Raw genomic sequence first — 21802 nt, forward strand, 5'->3', positions numbered from 1 at the left:
GTTGAGGTGATGAAGTGTTTAAGAAAATAACGATTATTTGGTTATGTGCGACTTTGATTTTTAGTGGACTTGCTTCTTTTGGATACGGAGGACAAGCAGCAGCAGCAGAAGGTAGGGATTCCCTCCCTTCCGCTACCTACGTTACAATCCATAGTTTACAAGAGCAATTTGGAGTTAAAGAAGACTGGATTGAACAGAAACTAGATCAAGGGTACTCGTTGTATCAACTGTACAAAGCTTTACAGACAGACCGTACAGGCGGCGAGACTGCTGAGAAATGGCTGAGAATACAAGAAATCAACGAACCGATTCAAATGGAGGGACTGCTCCCTTCCAGATCAGCGCTGTCTGAGTCATCGCAGTTAAATACATTTTCAATGAATGCGGTTGAAGATGAAGAATCAGGTACCGGGACGACTATAGACCAAACAGGTCTGGATCATGTTGATCTTCGCGATGATGCATCGCTGTATATGGCGTCTTATGGAGCCGAATCAATCTCTGCTACTACAGGGGAGATGATGATTCAGAGCACTGACCTTTCTCTGCCTGGACTCATTCCGTTTAATCTAACACGTATCTATGATAGCGCTAGAGCAAGTGGACAACTTGGTGTTGAATATGATGAAACGACACAAACGTACTCCAATGTGGTTACGCCACGTAAGGAAGAACTTTCTGCTGGATTAGGGCAAGGCTGGCGTTGGGACATCCCTTATATGGAGACGCGCGGAGATAATCAGTATATTCTGATTCCTGGCGTGGGGTATTACCGCTTAAACGCAAACCTGGAACTGGAAGGTTACGTATGGAATGACTTAACCATTAAGCGAGATACGACCGTTACTGTTAATGGCGTATCTAGCAGTTACCGTCTATCCATCCGTAACGGCTACGATTATCTTCTTAATGAAGCCGGGGAACTGTTGCAAATTACAGACGGCTACCGGAATAATGTGAATTTTCACTATACGACTTTGAATGGAAATCAAGTGATTTCAAAAATTGTAAATAGTGAGGGTCAATCACTGACATTTGCTTATGACAATCTGAAGGTTACCGTACAACTAGCTGGAACAGATCGGAAAGTAACCTATACACAACGTGAAGACGATGGGATCCGTATTTTGCGAGAGTTTACGGATGCATTAGATCGGACAACCACGTATACGTACTATTATCCAGAATCCAAATTTAACTTTTTACCTGAATTGCAAAGCAACCAGAATGCTCAGGGTGTAATGCATACAGCATTGCTATCACGTATTACAAGCCCTTCATCAGCTATAACAGATTATGCATATATTCCTGCTTTGAAGCAGATCGGTGAAGCTTCCTCTCATTTCGTATTTAAAGTCAGAGAGAGAAAGAGTCATTTTAGTACAACAGATGGTGAAGGCTTCCTAGGCAAGGTTAACTTTGAGTACTCTGAGGAAGATCTTGAGAGCTATGGTCAATCTGCATCATGGACAACGAAAGTGAACGCAGAGAACACTGTAGATACTTGGATGTTTTCCAAAACGTTTAACGCTGCGGCGCATCCAGATTTGGTTTATGCAGATAAGCACATGTTAACTGGAGAGGACACAACTTTTTCCACGGAGTTCCAGTATGACAGTCAAACGAAGCGGAACCTTCCCATTCAAATGACAGAGTGGGTTAGTGAGGGTGGCCGTAATGGCGAAAAACTGAGCAAAACTTACACATATGATGAGAACGGAATGGTAACTTCCGAAAAGCTTAGTACGGGGCAAGAATCAACGTATGCGTATGAAACAGGAAGAATGCCGTACCATTGGATCAAGCCTATTCGATCGACAACCAAGATTAATAGTTCATTGGAGAGATACACCGAAACAACATATAACGGCCAAGGCACCGTCTTAAAAAGTACAACTAAAAATGGGTACGGTGGACAGCTACTCTCTGAATCGGAATTGAAGCTAGACAGTAAAGGAAGAGTGGTAAGTACCACAGATAAGGGCGGCTATCTGGCAAAAGACAGCGTTACAACACTAAGTTATGATACGAACGCGGGACATTTAGTCCAATCGGAAGCTATAGTTGTAAGTGATATTGCTGGGAAAGCTGAATCATACGTAAACTCCTATGAGTATAATGGTGCCAGTGAATTGACCAAAACAACAGATCCTTCAGGTGAAGAAGAAGTGTATCAGTATGATCAAGCAGGACGGATCCTTCAGTTTATACATGCCGATGGTACCAAATCAATGACATCCTATGATGATACCAAAAATATCATTATCAATACTGCACCAGACGGTATAATTACCAGAGAGCAGTACAATCCATTGGGTTTATTGGTTGAAGAACAAACAGCAGAAGCTACTTACAAGTATGCCTATGATCGTGAAGGTAATGTTACAGCTGTTGAAGATGCAGAAGGTAATGTTACAAGATTAGTAATTGATGCATTTGGACAAACGACCAAGACGCAGTACCCAGATGATTCCACCTCAACGACAGCCTATAATCTTGTCGATCAGATGGTAACCTATGAGGACGCGGCTGGTAACAAAACCCGAGAGAAGAAGGATTTATTAGGCCGCTTGACAGTGATGGAAGAATATAGAAATGGTGCATACGTTCCATTACAACAAAACGAGTACGATCTGGACGGAAACGTAATAGCATCCATTGATGGCAACGGAGAGCGGACGACTTATACGCACGATGCCATTGGACAGATAACAACTGCGACAACACCAAAAGAAGAAACAAGTCGCTATTTCTACAGCAATCAAGGTCAAGTAACGCAGGTGGTATCGCCGAACGGACAGACGGTAACCAAACAGTATGATGAATTGGGAAGATTGATCAAGCAGACACCTCCTGTTTTGGATGGTTCTGCAACCAGCTACTATTATGATAAACGAAGTAATCTGATCAAAAAGCAGGATCGACTGGGAAAAGTAACAGAATATACGTACAACAGTGACAACATGCTCACTAGCATGAAGGCACCGGATACGAGCGTATCCTATACGTATGATAATGTTGGACGCAGAACATCAATGACTGACGATCATGGCAAGACCACTTACAGTTATCAAGTATCAGATGGTATGTTAGATGGATTAACATTTCCAGATGGAACACAGCTGAGTTATGAAAGTAATACCCAGCAACGATTAGGGTATACCTTGACAGATGCAAAAGGACAAGCATTGCGTGTTCACGGTGAAGTAGATGCTATGAGCCGGGTAACTTCCATGGACATTACCTCAGGAACAACACTTATGGATCGTATGACGTTCAGTTATGCACCAAACAGCATGTTGGAAAAATTATCTTTTGGTAAAGGACTTAGTACAAGTTACCAGTTCAGTGGATATGATCTATCAGGAGTTACGATCTCTCAAGGTACATCCACAGTTCGGCAGTTTACCTATGAATATGACGGAAACAAAAATATCACATCCCGGACACAGAACGGAGAGGCCGATCAGTATACGTATGATGAACTGAGTCGGATTCAGACCGAAACCGGTACACAGCAGGAAACATACACATACGACTCTAATGGTAATCGGTACAGCACCGGAAGTGGTAAGGTATACGGGCTGAAAGATGCGCAGTACACATATGACAGCCAGAACCGCCTGATTAAAGCAACAGGTGAAGGCAAAACGGTGACCTATAGCTACAACGGAGATGGGTTGTTGTATGAACGTACTGAAGGCGAGCAGACGGCTCGGTATTATTATGATGAAGAAGCCAAACTGATGACTGAAGCAGTTGTAACATCCGGCAAGGCAGAGCTTACTTATGCTTATATCTATGATTTGTATGGACAGCTATGGGCACGACAAGACAAACAAACAGGTAAACTGGAATACTACCAGTTAAACGGGCATGGAGATGTCGTAGGTCTTGTTGACGATACAGGCAAGGTTCTGAATAGTTATACTTATGATATCTGGGGTGGACCGTTAACAACAGAAGAAAATGTGCCAAATATACTTCGCTATGCAGGGGAGTATTGGGATGAGACAGTTGGGCTACAATATCTGCGAGCTCGCTGGTATGACCCAGGCATGGCACGATTTATCGGTGAGGATACGTACGAAGGGGAACTAAATGATCCGCTGAGTTTGAATTTGTATTCGTATGTGCATAACAATCCGTTGAAGTTTGTAGATCCAAGTGGACATGCGCCGATTGTAGGTGATAGTCCATATGATACTGTCCCGCCAAATACTGCTAATGAGTATACAGTATATGTAACAAAAAAACAGTTAACTCAGCTGGGATTTCAAAATATAACAAATAACATGGTGAAAGACTTAAATGTTACGTTAGGGACATTCGATATAACAACTAAAGAGAGGATTAGTCATTTCCTATCACAGGTTATGCAAGAATCGGAATTGGGAAGATGGACTACTGAACTGGGTGGCAAAAAGTATTTTTCTAAATATGAACCTAGAACCAAATTAGGTAAACAACTTGGTAATACTGAAAAGGGCGATGGTTATAAATTTAGAGGCGCAGGATATATACAAATGACAGGTAGATATAACTACCAACGTTTTGCGGACGCTATGGGTGACTCCAAAATAATGAAAATAGGTGCTGAATACGTTGCTGAAAATTATGCATGGCGAGCAGCAGGATTTTGGTGGGATGATAACAATTTGAATAAGCTAGTGGATTCAGGTGCTTCAGTTACCCAAGTAACAAAGCGAGTTAACGGTGGAACAAATCATCTTGCCAATAGAAAAAAATATTATGCACTTGTTAAGAAAACTCTACGCTAGTGAGAGACTTATTACTTGAACTGGAGATGAAACGACATGAAACATTGGATGTTGATTATAATACCATTTTTACTACTAATGTCCTGTAATCAGAAAGCTGAGGTGCACTCGGAGCAAGCAAAAAATAGTAATGATACGAGTATAAAAAAAAGTTACAAAGTTGAAAGTAATAACTACTCTAAAAATAATATTAATATTAAATACCCAAAAATAATTAACATTACAAATGGTGACAAAATAAATGCACTGATTAAAGAGGAGGCGACGAGAATAATTAATTCCTATTCAGAAGAGAAAGATCATCTTGATATAAATTATCTGATTATGCTTAAAAGTAACGATTTAATAAGTATTCAATACACTGGGTCAGCATTTACTGAAGGAGCAGCCTATCCTTTAAATGTTTTTTACACATCTAATATTGATATAAATAAAGGATCGAGAGTTAAATTAATTGATTTAATTGAGGTTAATGAAGCATTCGTAGAAAAATTTAAAGAAGGAGATTACAAAAGTTATAATGAGGATTTGAATTTGTTAGATAATGGAGTCATAACAGAAGTCTTGAGTGGATCTAATAGTATAGATTTAATAAGTTATTTTAAACAATCAGATGAAGTAGGCCAAGTAAATGATTCAGGTACATTTAGTTATATCACTCAAGATGCCATTGGAGTAAGTATTTCAGTTCCGCATGCGCTAGGTGATCATCTAGAAATGGAAATTAGTTTTTCGAATTTATTAGATAACATTAAGAAGGGAAATAAAGCTTTATTGGGAATCATGGCAGAAAAATAAAAAGTATGATATGAGTTTGTCTAACTTGGGAGGAGGATACTATTGAATTGAGACCAACGGTAAATTAGGAAACGGTGGTACAGCAGATTTTGTTAGAAAACAATTAAAATATAGATTGAACCCTGGTAAATCAGATCTATTCAAAATGTTTCTAGATATGTTTCCTATATTTAAAGCGACCTATTAAGAATATATCTCAGATTATGACGAAGAGTTAGCGCACATTTTTCTTGGAGATAACATCAATGAAGAGATAATTAAGGAATTAGAAAAGGACTCGTCCAACAGTATAGTCGGAAAATATTTTGAATTTTTTGAGAAAATCGCAGAAGAAAGGGATCTTTACAGCAGGCAAGTTTTAACAACTACAATTTTGGCTAGAATTGGCGATGATCTAAATATTTATAAGGAAGCACAAAAATATATGGGTATGTGTTAGAAGTTTTGAATAGGAGAGTTGTATTTTCTCCTAGAACTATTCTATTTACTCTACTTTATTTAAGTATTATTCCAAAAATAGTAAGTATACACTTAAAGAAGATGCTCCCTGCACTGGAAAGGGAGCATCTTCGAATGGATGGGATTATCTCCAAAACAACGGTCATCTCAGAAAAATATAGGTATATACCAATATTCCTCCATAAACCCAAAATGTCGAAGTTGAAAATCTAAGAATGAGAGAGAAAACAGGCGAAAACATTACTTTTTAGTGGGAGGGATATATTTGAGCTTTATATATTTCAAAAACTTTCATAAAGTTGATTATGACGATGCTGCATCCATGATATTCAATTGTTGCACTGAAAATGATGAAGTTCTATTCGCGTATATTGAGAGTAATTTAGAAGAGGAATCAGAAGGAAATAAGCATTTCATTAATATGAATCAAATGATTGTGAGCGATGAATGGATTTTTCCTGGAGAAAATCTGGGCTATGTTAACAATATCGTTTGGTATAGAACTAAGACTGAAGTTGAAATTAAGCGTGCAATGCAGATTGACAATTTCTTTAGATGTATCATTCTATCCAAAGATGCGCCTTTGGCTCAGTTTGATTATTTAATGTATATGGTCGAAGATGATGATACACCAGTTCTATGTGTCTATGACCAAAAAACAGACTTTAAAGATAACGTGTTACCTAAGATAAAGTGCTATTTGAAGGAATCAAATATAGAGACATAACATTTTGATTTTTTGGATGAATTGAGCACAGTATAACGTTTCTGAACAAAGTCGCTATTGTAGCGGCTTTGTTTGAATTGAGAACAAATGCCCTTAATCAAAAGTAACTAAAGGTGGGATTAGGTGGATACTATAGAATTGAAATAATGGATTGTTGAGAGGATTTAGATGACTATTTAAGGATATTTAAGTAGAACAAAACATGCCTTAAGGTATATTTATTTGTGCTCGTATAAAGTACATTCTAAAAGAAACCTAAGCAATTCGTATAAGCTGCTGTCTGTAATTCACAGGCGGTAGCTTTTTTTGACTTCCAATACAACCTCAATCTTAGGGATGGGCGTAACTTTTTTCTGAAATAGAAGTCTATTAATAGAAGAGTATACTAGAGATCTAGCCTTTTTCTGCAATTTGGTAGAGAGGTGCAATCTCTAAGATTGATATACAAGATGGGAGAGACGTTTCGAACATGCTGGGGAAACGCGAGAAACAGCTGGTAGACGTTAAAGGTAGTAAGGCGAAGAAATGGATGATCGTGACGCTGGCAGGCGTAATCTGGATTGCACCGGTTATGGATGTAGGACAACAGGTCTTGTCTGGAACCTCATGGCAATCCGTGGCTGCAGCGGCATCTACAAATACAACGAAGCTGGGTGAGGAAATCCTCACTTCCGGTGCGAAGCTAATGAAATACAGATATACAACAACACGTTCAGGCTCCAAGGTGAACGTTCTGGCCGACGTTATCCAAGTGGATCTACAGAATCCGTATGTGAAGCTGGACGTGATGACAGGTAAAGGTGGCACGCTGAATACGAAACAGAGCACGGGCGGTATGGCGAAGGAAAATGAAGCAGTCGCTGCGGTAAACGGTGATTATTTCAACGTATCGGGTGAGCTTGCACCGATTGGTGGACAAGTATCGGATGGCGTTCTGATCTCTACACCTTCTGAGTTGTCAGGTATGTATGCTCTCACAGTAACCAAAGACGGCAAGCCGATGATTGATGAATATTCTTTTGATGGCTCGGTCAAGGCAAGTGATGGTTCAACCTTCGCTCTGCGTGGGATAAATAAAGAAGACTATACAGTTGAATCCGGCGCAGTGAAATACAGTCATGCGAACTCCATGTATATTTATACACCAGCCTGGATTTCGGATAAACGTCCAAACGACCCTTCCACCACACCAACTGAGGTGCTTGTACAGAATGGTGTGATCACTCAAATATCGGATAAAAAAGCACTGAGCATGAAGGTGCCAGCGGATGGATTTATTTTGCGTGCTCATGGAACCGCAGCAACTTGGATTATGAGTCATTTGTCGGTTGGACAGACGCTTACTGCGGACTACAAACTGAAAGCCAAAACGACAGGACAAACGGTTGATCCTAGTAATCTGGATATGATGATTGGTGGACACACCATTCTCGTGAATGGGGGCAAAGCGGCGGCATTTTCGCGTAATATCGCTTCATCTGGTATCGGTGGTATTCGTGCAAGAACAGCAGTGGGATACTCGCAGGATGGTCGTTACGTGTACATTATTGCTGCAGAGAAAAACAGTAACAGTAGCGGCATGTCGCTAAATGAACTGCAATCCTTCATGACCAGTATCGGCGTATGGAAAGGCATGAACCTGGACGGCGGCGGATCTACTACGATGGTTACCCGTCCACTGGGAGAACAATCTGCAGGTCTTACCTTCAACACGGAGTATGGTACGGAGCAACGTCAGGTTGTTAATACGCTGGGGGTATTCTCTACGGCTCCAGAAGGTAAACTGAAAGGTTTCGCCATTAGCGGCAGCAAAACATTGTTAGTGGGTCAGCAGGGAACGTATACGTCCAAAGGCTATGACACGTACTACAATCCAATTGCAACAGGAGATCTTAACTTCTCATGGAAGTCGAGCAACAATAGCATTGTTAATGTGAGTAATGGTGTGATCAAAGGCGTGAAGCCAGGAACAGCTACGCTGACCGCATCAAGCAATGGCGCTTCTTCTTCCATTAAAGTTACCGTACTCGGTGGAAACGAACTTGCTTCCTTGAAGGCAGGATCAGGGCTTGGCTCACTGAAAGCAGGATCAACGATATCGATCCCGGTTACCGCACAGACGAAAGATGGACAGAGCGTAACGGTTCCAGCAGATTCACTGACTTGGGAATTTGTCGGATTCAAAGGTAAGGTTGCAGGAGATCAGTTAACCGTATCTTCAGTCAATTCTGGTGCACAAGTCGGTTATGCGATTGGTCGTTATGATGGCTATAGCACAGTTGTTGTTCTTTCTGCTGCTGCAAGTGAGACGATGTGGGAGAATTTTGAGAACGTGAATTATCCAATTAACTTCACTACGAATGCAGCAGGTGTGATTGGTTCAGCGACCATTGTCAATGGAACAGGCGAGAAGTCAGGTTCCAAGGTGCTTGAACTGGGCTATGATATGACCGCAGGAACAGGTAAAATGTATGCTTATGCACAACTCAACGGTACAGTTGGTAGAGAAGTATCTGCGGCGGCAACCTCCATGTCCCTAGATGTGATGGGTGATAAGAGCTTGAACTGGCTTCGTGCAGAGTTCACCGATGCGAATGGCAAAACCGTCTATGCTGATCTGGCAAAGGCAATTGATTGGACAGGTTGGAAGAGAGTGAATGTCGATCTGAACGGTCTGAATATCGCTTACCCAGCGAAGCTGAAGCGAGTGTACGTGGTTAATGTGGAAGAAGGTCAGGACGAGCGTGCGATGACAGGTAAGGTTGCTTTTGACAACATCGCCTTCACAATGCCTTCTAAATCAAGCGAGGTTGGACTGCCGACGGGCACAGCTTCCTTAGTGCTTGGACAGAAGTCGATGACCGTTAACGGAACGAAGAAAGCGATCGATGCGGCACCTGTATTGAAAAATGGAACAACGTATGTGCCAATTAAGCATGTACTGGATGCATTTGGCGGACAGGCGAGCTGGGATAGCAAAAATCAACGCATTACTGTATTGCGTGGTGGAAAGTTGATTGATCTGGTGGTTGGTCAGAAAGAATTCATTATTAATGGCAAAAGACAGAGTGCAACTGTAGCTCCTTATGTATCAGGGGGTAGGACTTTAGTCCCTCTTCGTCTCGTTTCCGAGCAACTTGGATTGACTGTAAAATGGGAACAGAAAACGAAGACCGTTACCATCTCATCGTGATATGGTATGATATATACCGGAAACGATAGAAATGGAGTCGAACAAACGTGGATTTACAAGCCGATGCCATAGACCGCGTCATAAAAAACGCCATACAAGTCATGGAAAACAGCAAATATCAAATGTTCGAAATCATGGACTCGACGCGTGACGAGCTCAAGACCCTCAATGAAGAGCTGAAGTCTGTTCTGAAGGAGGCGGCGGAAACGATCGAGAAAGTAGATCAATTGGAGCTGAATTACCGCCGCTCCCGGATTCGGCTTACCGAGGTGAGCCGTGACTTCGTCCGCTATTCCGAGCATGATATCAAACAGGCGTATGAGAAAGCGACACAGTTGCAGCTGGATCTGATGATTTATCGTGAGAAGGAAATGTATCTCAAAGCCCGCCGGGATGATCTGCAGAAGCGCGCCAAAAATGTGGAGGCTTCCGTAGAGCGAGCCGAGACCATCGGTTCCCAAATGGGTGTTGTCTTGGAGTATCTGTCAGGTGAGCTGGGTCAAGTGACCCGGATTATCGAATCTGCCAAGAATCGACAAATGATAGGTTTGAAAATAATTTTGGCCCAGGAAGAAGAGCGGAAACGTATTGCACGTGAGATTCATGACGGGCCTGCGCAGATGCTTGCTAATCTAGTGCTTAGGACGGAAATTGTAGAAAGAATGCTCATTAAGCAGGATTTTAAGATGGTCCAGGCCGAAATAGTAGATTTGAAAGGCCAGGTTCGTTCCAGTCTTGAAGAAATGAGAAAAGTAATCTTCAATCTGCGTCCAATGGCACTGGATGACCTGGGATTAATTCCAACGCTTCGTAAGTATGTGCAGGATTTTGAAGTAAAAACAAAAATCCGCGCGCTTTTTGAAACCAGAGGCAAGGAACACCGTTTATCTTCTGCCATGGAGGCTGCGATCTATCGTCTCGTGCAGGAGGGGCTGTCCAATGCGGCCAAGCATGCTTATCCCACTTATGTTGTAGTGGAAATTACATACCAGGCTCAGCTCGTCAAAATTGTCGTTCAAGACAATGGGCTTGGGTTCAAACCGGAGCTTCTTGCGCAGAAAAGCAAGGATCATACCCACTTCGGTCTGATTGGGATGAGAGAGCGGGTTGAACTGTTAGAAGGAAGAATAGAGATCGAATCGGGCGAAAATCAAGGAACCAAAATCGTGATTCATATCCCGACAAACGTGGATAAGGGAAAGGAGTAGCAGGATGGAAAACCGTGATACTGGTAAAACATCAATTAAAGTTCTTTTGGCTGATGATCATCAGCTGTTCCGTGAAGGGCTTAAACGAATTTTGAATATGGAGGACGACATTGAGGTCATCGGTGAATGTGGCGATGGGATTCAAGTGCTCGAATTCTGCAATCAGGAGAAACCAGACATCGTCTTGATGGATATTAACATGCCAATCGAGAACGGGGTTGAAGCGACAGAGAAATTGCGTGAGCTGTTCCCGGATGTCAAAGTGATTATTTTGTCGATCCATGATGATGAGAGCTATGTATTTGAAACGCTTCGTAAGGGAGCTAACGGATACTTGCTGAAGGATATGGAGGCAGAGTCTCTAATTAATGCAATTCGTTCGGTTCATGAGGGACATGCATTTATCCACCCTAAAGTAACAGGGAAATTGATTATGCAATTGCGTCGTATGACGTATCTGAATGAAACCGGTGCGATGAGTGAGGGAACATCCAAAGAGGCAGGCGTGAAGTTTGTCGCTGGCGATAATAACCCATTGACTCGTCGTGAGGCTGAAGTATTGCGTCTGATGGCCGAAGGTAAGAGCAATAAAATGATTGGTGAGTTCTTGTTCATCAGTGAAAAAACCGTTAAAAACCATGTCAGCAGCATTCTGCAGAAGATGGAAGTGGATGACCGTACACAGGCTGTTATCAACTCGATCAAATATGGTTGGGTTACGCTCTAATCTTTATTAATGAAAAGAAGTATCTATGTACGATGAAATAAATGTTGAATATAGATTACTGTTCACTCGCGCCTCTTCCGAATATTGGATTAGTTCGCGGGTTAATAGACTTTATTGCTGCAAATGAGCAAAGAGTAAAGGTGCAAAGAACATCTGTTCAACGTTGAGCATGGATGAGTAACGATCTAGCCTGTCATTTGTCTCCAGCGTCGATCGGGGATAAGAGGTTGTTCAAGAAAGTATCTTGGAATACGCGAGATGAGCGATGTGAGTCTTCAGATATGCAATTGTAACCCTTCGTAGTGTGCGGCATATACTGCTGTATACAGGGATGTTCGCCATGGGTGAGCATAACCTTCCGAGGAGGTGCAGTTGCCATGGTTGCTCATTTGACTATGATTCTGCTCATATACTTCCTGGCGGCAGTGGCCGTTCATGCGATACACCAGCGCCATCTATCCCGTCCGGAAACCGAAGGCTTCGAGCAGATTCTGCTCATTCCTTCTAACCAGGAACATCGGATTGAAGGTATTGTAAGGGCACTTTGCCGGGAATTGGTCTACCGTGGAAAAAGCTTCACGATGACGGTTGTCGCTGAACGTAAGGAATCGGAGACGGTTCGTATTATTGAGAAGTTAATGCTCAGGCAAGGCATGGAGCTATCGTACCTGTCTGCTGTCCCCTCTGATGTGGAACGGGCTCTACAGACCGAGAAGCAAGGGGTTCGCTTAATTGACCTACGTGATTCTAAGATTTGAACAATGTTGTGACCTGAAGTAATCAGGTGTGTATAGATCCGCAGAAAAGATTACAGCCCTAGGCTGTAGTCTTTTTTGTAATTGTAGTAATTGTAGTCAAGGTTGCTATTAAAATGGAAATGGGTTTTTATGCAATCTATGGATATTGCGCTAAAGAATTGGATGTTGCAGAGCAAAAATACATCGGAATGATTCGATTTAGATCGGTTGTACAATGGACGCTCTAAGGACATGTGCTTTTTGACTTGCTGATATCCAATTGCTATAGACTCATTCGAACTCGGAATTCTTAACTTAAAAGTATAGACGATTTCTTCTGGAAAAAGTTTCGCATAATGATTAGAAAGATTCTCGTTATTAGAGGAATGCAAGGAAGTGTTGTATATGGTGAATTGACTCCAATGAATGAAGGATATTCATAGAGGCATCTTTGCCGAATATATGTTTTGCGAATATATGATCTACCTCTTAGTAGCTTGCTTCTTAGTAGTTGTCTTATTGTATAAGGATGTGAGAGTTGACCGGTGGTAGCAATGTCCATATAATTACTTATTATGGATATCAATTAGAATGTATACATATATGCGGAGTGGACGAATTACTGGGATGAAAGGGTTGAAGCAGTCTTTGATTAGTTTCTTGGTATTGCTCGGTATGATCATTGGTGGCTTAGGTGTTGATCCAAACACAACAATTGCCGACGTTGTTCATATGGATGAAGTTGCTACAGATGAGCAATTGTCCGTAGATGATTGGGAAGGGCAAGATGTTTCGGATATATATGGTACCTCACCTGAAACGACATTTAGGTTTATGTATAATGGACGTATGCTTGAGCCTGGAGAGTCTATTCTTGTATGTACTGCCGCACCAGGGTATACATGTCCTGATACGGATGTAGAACAGGAATAGAATAACGAGTGTTTAAAATAATGGACATGAAGCACATGTGCCGGCAAGTCGCCGGAGAGCATGTGCTTTTTTTGCGTTTTATTGAGATGTGAGAGCGATATCTGAATTTATGTTATTGACCTTCGTTTGATTTTTATTTATGATCATCTATATATAGGTTATAAACACTAAAATTTGGATTTTTTAGTTGCCCGGGAGGTGTTTTCTTTTGGATACTGCTAATTCTATTCGGCAGGAATTAATGCAGCATATGAAAAAAAACAACATGAATTTATCTCAATTTGCTGAGATGTCGGGTATCAATTCGGGTACATTAAGCCGCATATTACATGGAGATCGGGCTATATCGATGAACCAGCTTGTTGGAATAACAGCTGGAATGAGGCTTCCTGAAGACTATTTTTTTGATGATTACATAGAAGAATGTTTTGCATTCTCCGTCTCGATTAGACGGATTCGGCCTTTTATTTTTCGCTGTGCCGAGTTAGATCGACTAGATTGTATTGAACAGGCCGTGAATCGTTTAATAGATGACCTATCCTATGTTTCTATTCTTTTCGATATAGCAGAAGAATTGTTTAGAAGCCATAAAAGGTTAGCAGCTAGAATTTTATATCGTACTGTAAGTGAAGCTGAGAAGTATCAGCATTCGGAGCGACTTGCTCGTTGTCATTACAGATTGTTTGAAATTGAATTGGGATCGGACATGGAACAAAATTTGCTTGCGGCAACACAATTCGAATTATATGTGAATCGTTTAGATGAAGTGGATCAACTTGATGCGATGAAGAAGCTCATGCATGTTTTTGGTATGGTACACAAATGGGATAAGGTAGATTGCCTCGGTAGGGATATGCATCGTATTGCCACAGTTCAATATGAATTGAATCAACGATCTAAACGGAAAGAGGAAGTGGGGCGACGAACGGAGCGACCACTGTACTACTATATTCTATATAGTCTGCTGGCTCGTTCTACTGCTAGTGAAGAATGTGGGGACTACAGCAGAGCTCTGGAATTCACTCGTTTATATGCTAACGGGGAGAGCTGGGTACACGAAAAAGATGAAGAGGCACAACGTATAGTTGGACAATTCGCTGACTGGGCAGTTGCCAATGCCTATCTGTATCGTTTGATGTCGGGTGAAGTTCATATTATGGATGAGTACGTTGATTACATAACATCACGAGAAGATGAAATATTTGTTGGGGTACGTCACATTGTTCAAATAGCTAATCAATATGATTTGAATATAGACCATATCTTGGAACGTTTTGCGGCTTACATTCCAAATTCCAGTGAGAGGGCGGAGATTGGAGAATACCAACCAGCTATTATAGAAGAGGGATATGCTCAATTTCTCAGTGATCTTGCTGTATACCACTTCAAACAGAGTGAGGATCCATCCCCTGCAATAAAACATATTCTTGAAGGTTTGCAGGTATCTATTAGAATAAATAGTGGCAAGAATATAATTACCTGTATGACGTTGTTTGAGGAATGCAGAGCGTTTGCGAGTGTTGAAGAAAAAAATGAATTCAAAAAATTATCAGGTGAGGTGCATCTACTAAATGCGAAAAAAAATGTCGTTCTTCTTGCTTCTTTGTAGTGTCGCGATAGTTACATCAACCCCCTCCGTAGTTCATGTGTTGGGGCATGGTTGGGGCACATAAATATGGATAACGTGCAGTGTGTGGCAGCACATACGATACACCACACTATCTAACGGTCTTAGAATACATTTTAACAATGGACATGAAGCACATGCGCCGGGCAAATTGCCGGGATTGCATGTGCTTTTTTTGCGTCTTAATTTGGATGTAAGTTTGGTTGATTGGGTTGTGACGATAGAAAGGGGAGAACTTGGTGAGAGTGGCGTTGTATGTGTGTAGGGTAGAGCTCGGATGGAACATGATGTTGTCGTTGGACGTTCGTGTGGATGCGAGTTGGTGGTTGGAGGGGGCAAGCGGCCGACGTGTGTCTCGTTGGCTATTGCTGCATGAGGCGTTACCGTTAAGTCAGGCATCGTGGATGGTAGAACATTTTCTCGAAGAGCGAGTTATGGATCAGTGGCGGGAAGGACAGTGGCAGGCTTATGTGCGTGGCAAAATAGAAGCGTATGAGCGGGCTTCCGGGGAACACGAAGCCCGGCGTAGCGCAGGCGGCGGCAGGCATGATGCTGCCGCACTGCGGGGTGGGGGAGGCGGGATGTCAGAGCCTTATCCCGCCTGGGCATGGGCTCAGCTCGAACAGGGCGCTGCCCTGCTGGCTGAGCAATTACACGGCCGCCAATTGCTGGCGGCTGAGGCAGAGGCGCTGCTGGCGGACAACGCCCCGCCGCTTGCCTCTGCCTGGCGCGCGGCTGCGCAGCTCGCGCACCTACACGGGCGGCTAAGCATCGCTGCCGCCCTGGAGTGGCCTGCCACGCGGCGTCGCCGTGCGTGGCTGGGTAGCGCGCAGAGCGCGCCGCGCTGCCGCAGATGTGGCAGCGTAGCCGAGCAGCGCGTGCCCTGCGCTGCTTGCGGCCAAGCGGCGTGCGCCTACTGCGAGGCTTGCCTCGCGCTGGGGCGCAGCCGTGCCTGTGCGCTGCTGCTGCGTAGCGTAGCGCCTGAGGCCGTGCCCGTACGCAGCGAAGCATCGCGTGGCACGGCCGGTTTTTCCACCGGCGGCGATCTGAGTCGGTGGGGGCTTAGCCCTGCGCAGAGCGAGGCGGCTGCCGCAGCGCTGGCGTTTTTGGCTCAGCCACCCGCAGGGGGTGAGCCGGGAAGGTTTTTGCTGTGGGCTGTGACAGGAGCGGGTAAGACGGAAATGATCTTCCCACTGCTGAACCACATCTTGGAGTGTGGTGGTCGGGCACTCGTCGCTACACCGCGCAGGGACGTTGTATTGGAGCTAGCTCCGCGACTTGCCAAGGCATTTCCAGACATTTCGCTCGCGACACTCTATGGCGGCAGTACCGAACGTTGGAAAGACGCCCAGCTCACCTTGGCGACCACGCATCAACTCATGCGGTTTTACCGAGGATTTGATCTAGTGATTATCGACGAGCTCGATGCATTTCCTTACCATAACGATCCAATGCTCGCCCATGCAGCGACGTATTCATGTAAGCCTGATGGACATTTCGTATATTTATCTGCTACACCTCCAGCCAAGCTACAGAGAGAAGTTGTGCAAGGAAGATTGCTTCATGCGAGAGTACCTGTCCGTTTTCATCGTCATCCGCTACCTGTACCTCAACTGTTGAAGATGTCTACGGTGGCTCAGTGTATTCGGCAAGGTAGCATTCCAGCTGCTCTCAAGAAAGGCATCCAAATTTCATTGCAGAGAGATGCACAAACTTTTGTATTTGTTACCCGGATTGCGCAGATTGAGGCATTTGTAGAGCTGATGCGCCGGACGTTTCCACAGATTCATATTGAGGGCACGTCATCCCAAGATGCTGAGCGTGCAAGTAAAGTCATCGAATTTCGTGAACGCACCATCCGCCTACTTGTGACCACAACGATTCTAGAGCGGGGTGTCACTATTCCGCGGAGTGATGTGTTTATTCTGGATGCAGATAACGGACTTTTCGACGAGGCTTCCCTCGTGCAGATGGCAGGAAGAGCAGGGCGCTCTATGGATGATCCAGCAGGGAGAGTCGTCTTTGCATCGTCTCGCCGTACGCGATCTCAAGTGAAAGCCGTGAGCCAGATCAGGAAAATGAACACCATTGCCCGCCGCAAAGGCTACCTCCATCCACCATCTAAACAACCAATCCAACAACGTTAGTTCACGGCTGCTCAAATCAATCCAACGACTGGAGGCTACCCCTCATGCCCTTTTGGCTCGACGCAATTACCGAACACCTACAGCCACTGACCCGGCGATTACACCATCTGCTTGCCCCGCCAGGAGCGACTTGCCTAACCTGTAACACACGATCGCTCCTATCTTCGACGTATCCTGGAATATGCCTCAAGTGTGTGGAGCGAATTCCGTGGATTCGTTCCATCCGTTGTCCGCGGTGTGGTCGGGGAATGGGTTGCCCTGACTGTGCTAGACCGCATATGCAAAACCGCTCCTTCACCTGCAACCGCAGCGCCGTCCAATACAATGAATTAATGAAAGAATGGATTGGCATGTACAAATTCCGAGGACATCAGCGCTATGCACCGCTCCTTACTTCACTTCTCATACAGGCGTTTCATGCAATGAGCGAAGAGATGGCTGCGGCTTTGGCAAAAGAACCCCCTACTTCTGTGGCCCATGCCGCCACCTTTGCCCAGAACCAGGTGGATGCAGGTCAGCATCCACCCCGATCACGCGCGCCCCATGAAGAGCGCGCTCAGCAAAACCGCTCGCACATATCAACAGATGTGCGAGCCAACCCTCTCGCAGCGACCCGCTATTCGCAGTCGCTGCTCCAAAGCTCCAAGCCGCGATGGCGGCCTGACGCGGTAACTTACGTTCCCGTCAGCGCTGAGCGCCTGGCCGAGCGCGGCTTCAATCAGGCAGAGCGACTCGCTGCTGGACTAGCTGCAGCGACCCGCCTGCCCCTCGTTGATCTGTTGCAACGCCAGATCAACACCACGAAGCAGAGCTTCAAGACACGCGGGGAGCGTATTCAGACGATGCAGGATGCTTTCGCCATCCAGCCGAATGGTGTGGAACTTTTACGCTCACTGCAAGAAGCAGTTCATTTTCATCCACAAAGAGATTTACGTCAGAGCCCCGCAGCTTATTTTTGTGAGGATGTACAACATTTAACGAATCAACCAATACAGCATCAACCGTTAATGCCTCCCGCTACTACCCTAAGGCAGCCGCTACGCTTACTACTAGTTGACGACATTTATACAACGGGTAGCACCTTGGATGAATGTGGGAGGGTTATTTTAAGTACAGGATACTTCCTCAACATGCCGATCGATATATTTACCTTAACTCTAGCGAGATCTTAATCGAAACTTTACACATCGAGAGTAAGTATTCGGACTATTAGAGTTTGGTTCTATAGCAAAAATGCATGTATGCGAATGGAATTAAATTAAAGATAGATACAACTAAGGCATAGTAGTAAAAGAAGAAAGCTGATTTTGCGTAGATATGCACTATGTTCTTCTCTTTTATTTCGCGAAACCCTATGGACTTGATGTGAGAAAATAAGGTAATCTATAGATATTATCCAGTCGGAATGAAAGTGTGAGAGGGGCGTTTAAGCGATGAATTTGGGTAACTGTCCTCGCTGTGGTAGACTATATGCAATAAATATCCGGGAAGTTTGCACAAACTGTATTAAAGAAATAGAGGTAGAATACCAGACTTGTGTAGACTATCTACGTGAGAATAAAGGCGCTAATATTCAGGAGTTGTCTGATGCAACGGAAATTTCGATTAAACAGATTACCAAGTTCATCAGAGAGGGACGAATTTCCATCGAAAACGCCCCGAATATGATGTATCCTTGTGAAGTATGTGGAACCTTGATTCGTGAAGGTCATATGTGCGACTCTTGCCGTAACCGATTGACCAAAGACCTGGCTGGAGCAGCTCGCGAAGTAGGTCAGAAGGAGAACAATAATATAGGCGGACGAACCTATAATGCTGTCGACAAACTGCGCGATTCATAGGAATCAGGGCTTAATTACAAGTTTTGCTATAACAAATGTTTTGGAACGTACCGATAAACTTATTAAAGATTATCGGTTTTTTTTATTATCCTAATGATTTGATAACGTAAAGATAAAGTAAGAAAAACGAATATCGATGTAAACCAAGGAAGAAAGACCACATGTAGTAGTAGTTTTTCTGATGATTAGAGAATCTTCGGCATTGCTGATAACGTATCATTCTATAATCTAAAAAATTCTAAGGTGGAAGGAAGTGTAGTTCACATGAAGATCAATGAACCAAATCGAATTGGTGCTATCAATTCATATCAGAGGAACGTTGAATCCAATCAGCAGGCTGAGGCTAAAAAAAGCCGCCGTAAGGACGAGGTATCCATTTCTCCGGAGGCGATGAAGATGCTTGAGGAACAAGGTCGTACACAGGACGTAGGTCGTTTGGAGCGTATCCAACAGTTGAAAGAGCAAGTGAGCTCGGGGACATACCAGGTAGACAGCAGTAAACTTGCCGACAAGTTGCTGCCGTATTTTAAGTCTTTTGATAAGGAATAGGTGATCATGTAATGGCAGCACTGGACAGATTAATTGCAGTATTGCAGCAGATGGAACAAAGTCACCGCGACATGCTGGCACTTAGCGAGATCAAGAGACAGGTGATCGTCAAGAACGATGTGGATGAACTCATTGCCGTTCTGAACAAGGAATCTAGGTTTATGAAGCAGCAGGAGCCATTGGAGACTGAACGACAGCGTGCTGTGCACGAGCTGCTTCAGGAGCGGGGAATCAAATCCATGTTGAATCTGAACATTACCGAAATTTCCAAATTGATTTTTGATCCAGCTGACAAGCAGCGATTACTCGAGGTTCAGAAGAAGCTTGCGGGAACATTACAAGAGTTGAAGGAAATCAACCAATTGAATCAAAAGCTGATCGAGCAGTCCTTGATGTTTATCGACCTTTCGATGGACATCTTCGCTTCAAGACCAGAACAGGATGCCACATATCAGCATCCTGCCGATAAGAACGGCAATCCAGGGCGAATCGGTCTGTTTGACACGCGTGCCTGAACATTAGGGGGAAACTAAGTGGCATCTACATTTCATTCAATCGAAACGGCTAAACGCAGTTTGTTCACACAGACGACAGCTCTTAGCACAACAGGCCATAACGTAGCGAATGCGAATACAGAAGGGTACTCGCGTCAGAAGGTAAATATGCAGGCAGCTATTCCTATGGAGCCGTTTGCATTCCTGCACTCGACAACACCAGGACAGCTCGGTACAGGGGTAGAGTTCGATTCCATTACGCGTGTTAGAGAGAAATTCCTCGACGACCAATATCGCAATGAGAACACCAACTTCGGAAGCTGGTCCATCCAGCGTGATACTTTGGAGAAGCTCGAAGCGATTGTAAATGAACCATCCGACACAGGTTTCCGAACAGTTATGGATAACTTCTATAAATCATGGTCTGATCTGAGTAAAAATCCAGAAGATGTTACAGCACGTCGGATAGTAAAAGAAACGACGCTAGCTTTGACGGATGCAATGAATCAGATCAGTCGTCAATTGAATGCACTTAGTGAGGATTTGGATAGTAATATTGCAGTTAAAGCTAATGAAATCCAGGGCTACCTAGGGAATATAGCGAACCTGAATAGTGCCATTGTGAAAGTCGAGTCGCTAGGTGACAATGCCAACGACTTACGTGACCAACGTGACTTAATGGCAGATAAGCTATCCAAAATTATGAATATTACAGTTACAGATTCTCCACAAGGCTACCAGATTCAAATGAATGGACAGGCGCTTGTTACAGGTGGAGCTGTACAGGTTCCTGTAGACCCAGCCTTTTTAAACACGGCTTATACAGCGGGAACCTTAACTAATGGTGAAGTTCACGGCATGATCAAGTCTAGAGATACGTTGGTAAGTGATTATCAGAAGCAGATGGATGAACTTGCTAACACGCTTGCCAATGGCGATATTGAAATCACACTTCCAGCAGGATCAGTTATCCCTGCTACGAATGCCTTAGGACTTGCAGGAGGCGCGTTAGCGACAGATACTAAGGTAACTGTAAAGGGACTCAATGGTCTGCATCAGTTAGGGTATACGATGGACGGCACAACAAGCCCAGGTCTACCTTTCTTCACAGCAACAGATGGCGGAACTGTTATTACAGCTGGGAATATCTCATTGAATGCTGAGATTTTGGCGGATCCCAATAAAATTGCCACTTCAATGCGGACTGTAGATGCTTCTGGAACTGAGACAGTTATTAAAGGAAACAACACGCTTGCTATCTTAATTGCCAATTTGAAGGATACACCTATGAAGTCTGCCGACGGTCTGCGCAATGCAACCATTGGGGCACAATTCAGTGCAATTGTTGGACAGCTGGGGGTGCAGTCTCAGGAAGCAGCGCGCCAGACATCTAACTCGGAATTTTTGGTGGAACAAGTGGAGACACGTCGTCAGTCGGTGAGCGGGGTATCTTTGGATGAAGAGATGTCCAATATGATTAAATTCCAGCATGCGTACAATGCATCTGCTCGATTCATGACCACATATGATGAATTACTTGATAAGTTGATTAATTCTACTGGGACAGTAGGCAGATAATAG

General features: G+C 43.9%; 16 protein-coding genes. All 16 read left to right on the top strand.

The genetic code is table 11. From position 1 onward, the window contains the following. Positions 1-14: 14 nt before the first annotated feature. A complete protein-coding gene (locus MH215_RS21365; protein ID WP_239293213.1) occupies positions 15-4781 on the top strand; it encodes an RHS repeat-associated core domain-containing protein in 4767 nt (1588 codons plus the stop codon). Between the two features lie 36 nt (positions 4782-4817). After that, on the top strand, positions 4818-5579 hold the full coding sequence (locus MH215_RS21370) for a DUF4163 domain-containing protein (RefSeq protein WP_239293214.1): 762 nt from the start codon (positions 4818-4820) through the stop codon (positions 5577-5579). Positions 5580-5772: 193 nt separating this feature from the next. Then, a complete protein-coding gene (locus tag MH215_RS29350; protein WP_481857470.1) occupies positions 5773-6018 on the top strand; it encodes a DUF7674 family protein in 246 nt (81 codons plus the stop codon). A gap of 285 nt (positions 6019-6303) precedes the next feature. Further along, complete coding sequence (locus MH215_RS21375; RefSeq protein ID WP_239293215.1) at positions 6304-6765, top strand: hypothetical protein; 462 nt, start codon at positions 6304-6306, stop codon at positions 6763-6765. A gap of 469 nt (positions 6766-7234) precedes the next feature. Then, a complete protein-coding gene (locus MH215_RS21380) occupies positions 7235-9958 on the top strand; it encodes a stalk domain-containing protein (RefSeq protein ID WP_239293216.1) in 2724 nt (907 codons plus the stop codon). A gap of 47 nt (positions 9959-10005) precedes the next feature. Continuing rightward, on the top strand, positions 10006-11166 hold the full coding sequence (locus tag MH215_RS21385; protein WP_239293217.1) for a sensor histidine kinase: 1161 nt from the start codon (positions 10006-10008) through the stop codon (positions 11164-11166). A gap of 4 nt (positions 11167-11170) precedes the next feature. Continuing rightward, positions 11171-11893, top strand: coding sequence for a response regulator transcription factor (locus MH215_RS21390; RefSeq protein WP_056693769.1), 723 nt, complete (start codon positions 11171-11173; stop codon positions 11891-11893). Positions 11894-12270: 377 nt separating this feature from the next. Further along, positions 12271-12651: a hypothetical protein gene (locus MH215_RS21395; protein ID WP_239293218.1), complete on the top strand. Its 381-nt coding sequence runs from the start codon at positions 12271-12273 to the stop codon at positions 12649-12651. A 570-nt stretch (positions 12652-13221) separates the two neighbouring features. Further along, complete coding sequence (locus tag MH215_RS21400; RefSeq protein WP_239293219.1) at positions 13222-13563, top strand: hypothetical protein; 342 nt, start codon at positions 13222-13224, stop codon at positions 13561-13563. Positions 13564-13771: 208 nt separating this feature from the next. Next, positions 13772-15172 (top strand): helix-turn-helix domain-containing protein, encoded by a 1401-nt coding sequence (locus MH215_RS21405; protein ID WP_239293220.1) that lies wholly within the window; start codon positions 13772-13774, stop codon positions 15170-15172. Between the two features lie 257 nt (positions 15173-15429). After that, the gene (locus MH215_RS21410; protein ID WP_239293221.1) at positions 15430-17337 is read left to right on the top strand and encodes a helicase-related protein; all 1908 of its coding nucleotides are present in this window, start codon (positions 15430-15432) and stop codon (positions 17335-17337) included. 278 nt (positions 17338-17615) lie between these two features. After that, on the top strand, positions 17616-18509 hold the full coding sequence (locus MH215_RS21415) for a ComF family protein (protein ID WP_239293222.1): 894 nt from the start codon (positions 17616-17618) through the stop codon (positions 18507-18509). A 261-nt stretch (positions 18510-18770) separates the two neighbouring features. Next, positions 18771-19178 carry a TIGR03826 family flagellar region protein gene (locus MH215_RS21420; RefSeq protein WP_239293223.1) on the top strand — a complete coding sequence of 136 codons (408 nt, stop codon included), beginning with the start codon at positions 18771-18773 and terminating at the stop codon, positions 19176-19178. 264 nt (positions 19179-19442) lie between these two features. Beyond that, a complete protein-coding gene (gene flgM, locus MH215_RS21425; protein WP_128103754.1) occupies positions 19443-19727 on the top strand; it encodes a flagellar biosynthesis anti-sigma factor FlgM in 285 nt (94 codons plus the stop codon). 11 nt (positions 19728-19738) lie between these two features. Next, entirely contained in the window at positions 19739-20242 is a 504-nt protein-coding gene (locus tag MH215_RS21430; RefSeq protein ID WP_128103753.1) for a flagellar protein FlgN, read from the top strand. 18 nt (positions 20243-20260) lie between these two features. Continuing rightward, a complete protein-coding gene (gene flgK, locus MH215_RS21435; protein WP_239293224.1) occupies positions 20261-21799 on the top strand; it encodes a flagellar hook-associated protein FlgK in 1539 nt (512 codons plus the stop codon). Positions 21800-21802 lie beyond the last annotated feature (3 nt).

Origin of the sequence: Paenibacillus sp. ACRSA (assembly GCF_022346845.1) — a bacterium.
In the GTDB taxonomy this organism is placed as follows: Bacteria; Bacillota; Bacilli; order Paenibacillales; family Paenibacillaceae; genus Paenibacillus.

Excerpts from the sequence above, each read along its gene's own strand:
- MH215_RS21370 (WP_239293214.1), top strand. The coding sequence starts at position 4,818 with ATGAAACATTGGATGTTGATTATAATACCATTTTTACTACTAATGTCC.
- MH215_RS21420 (WP_239293223.1), top strand. The coding sequence starts at position 18,771 with ATGAATTTGGGTAACTGTCCTCGCTGTGGTAGACTATATGCAATAAAT.
- MH215_RS21400 (WP_239293219.1), top strand. The coding sequence starts at position 13,222 with ATGTATACATATATGCGGAGTGGACGAATTACTGGGATGAAAGGGTTG.
- MH215_RS21415 (WP_239293222.1), top strand. The coding sequence starts at position 17,616 with ATGCAAAACCGCTCCTTCACCTGCAACCGCAGCGCCGTCCAATACAAT.
- MH215_RS21395 (WP_239293218.1), top strand. The coding sequence starts at position 12,271 with ATGGTTGCTCATTTGACTATGATTCTGCTCATATACTTCCTGGCGGCA.
- flgM (WP_128103754.1), top strand. The coding sequence starts at position 19,443 with ATGAAGATCAATGAACCAAATCGAATTGGTGCTATCAATTCATATCAG.
- MH215_RS21430 (WP_128103753.1), top strand. The coding sequence starts at position 19,739 with ATGGCAGCACTGGACAGATTAATTGCAGTATTGCAGCAGATGGAACAA.
- MH215_RS21390 (WP_056693769.1), top strand. The coding sequence starts at position 11,171 with ATGGAAAACCGTGATACTGGTAAAACATCAATTAAAGTTCTTTTGGCT.
- MH215_RS21380 (WP_239293216.1), top strand. The coding sequence starts at position 7,235 with ATGCTGGGGAAACGCGAGAAACAGCTGGTAGACGTTAAAGGTAGTAAG.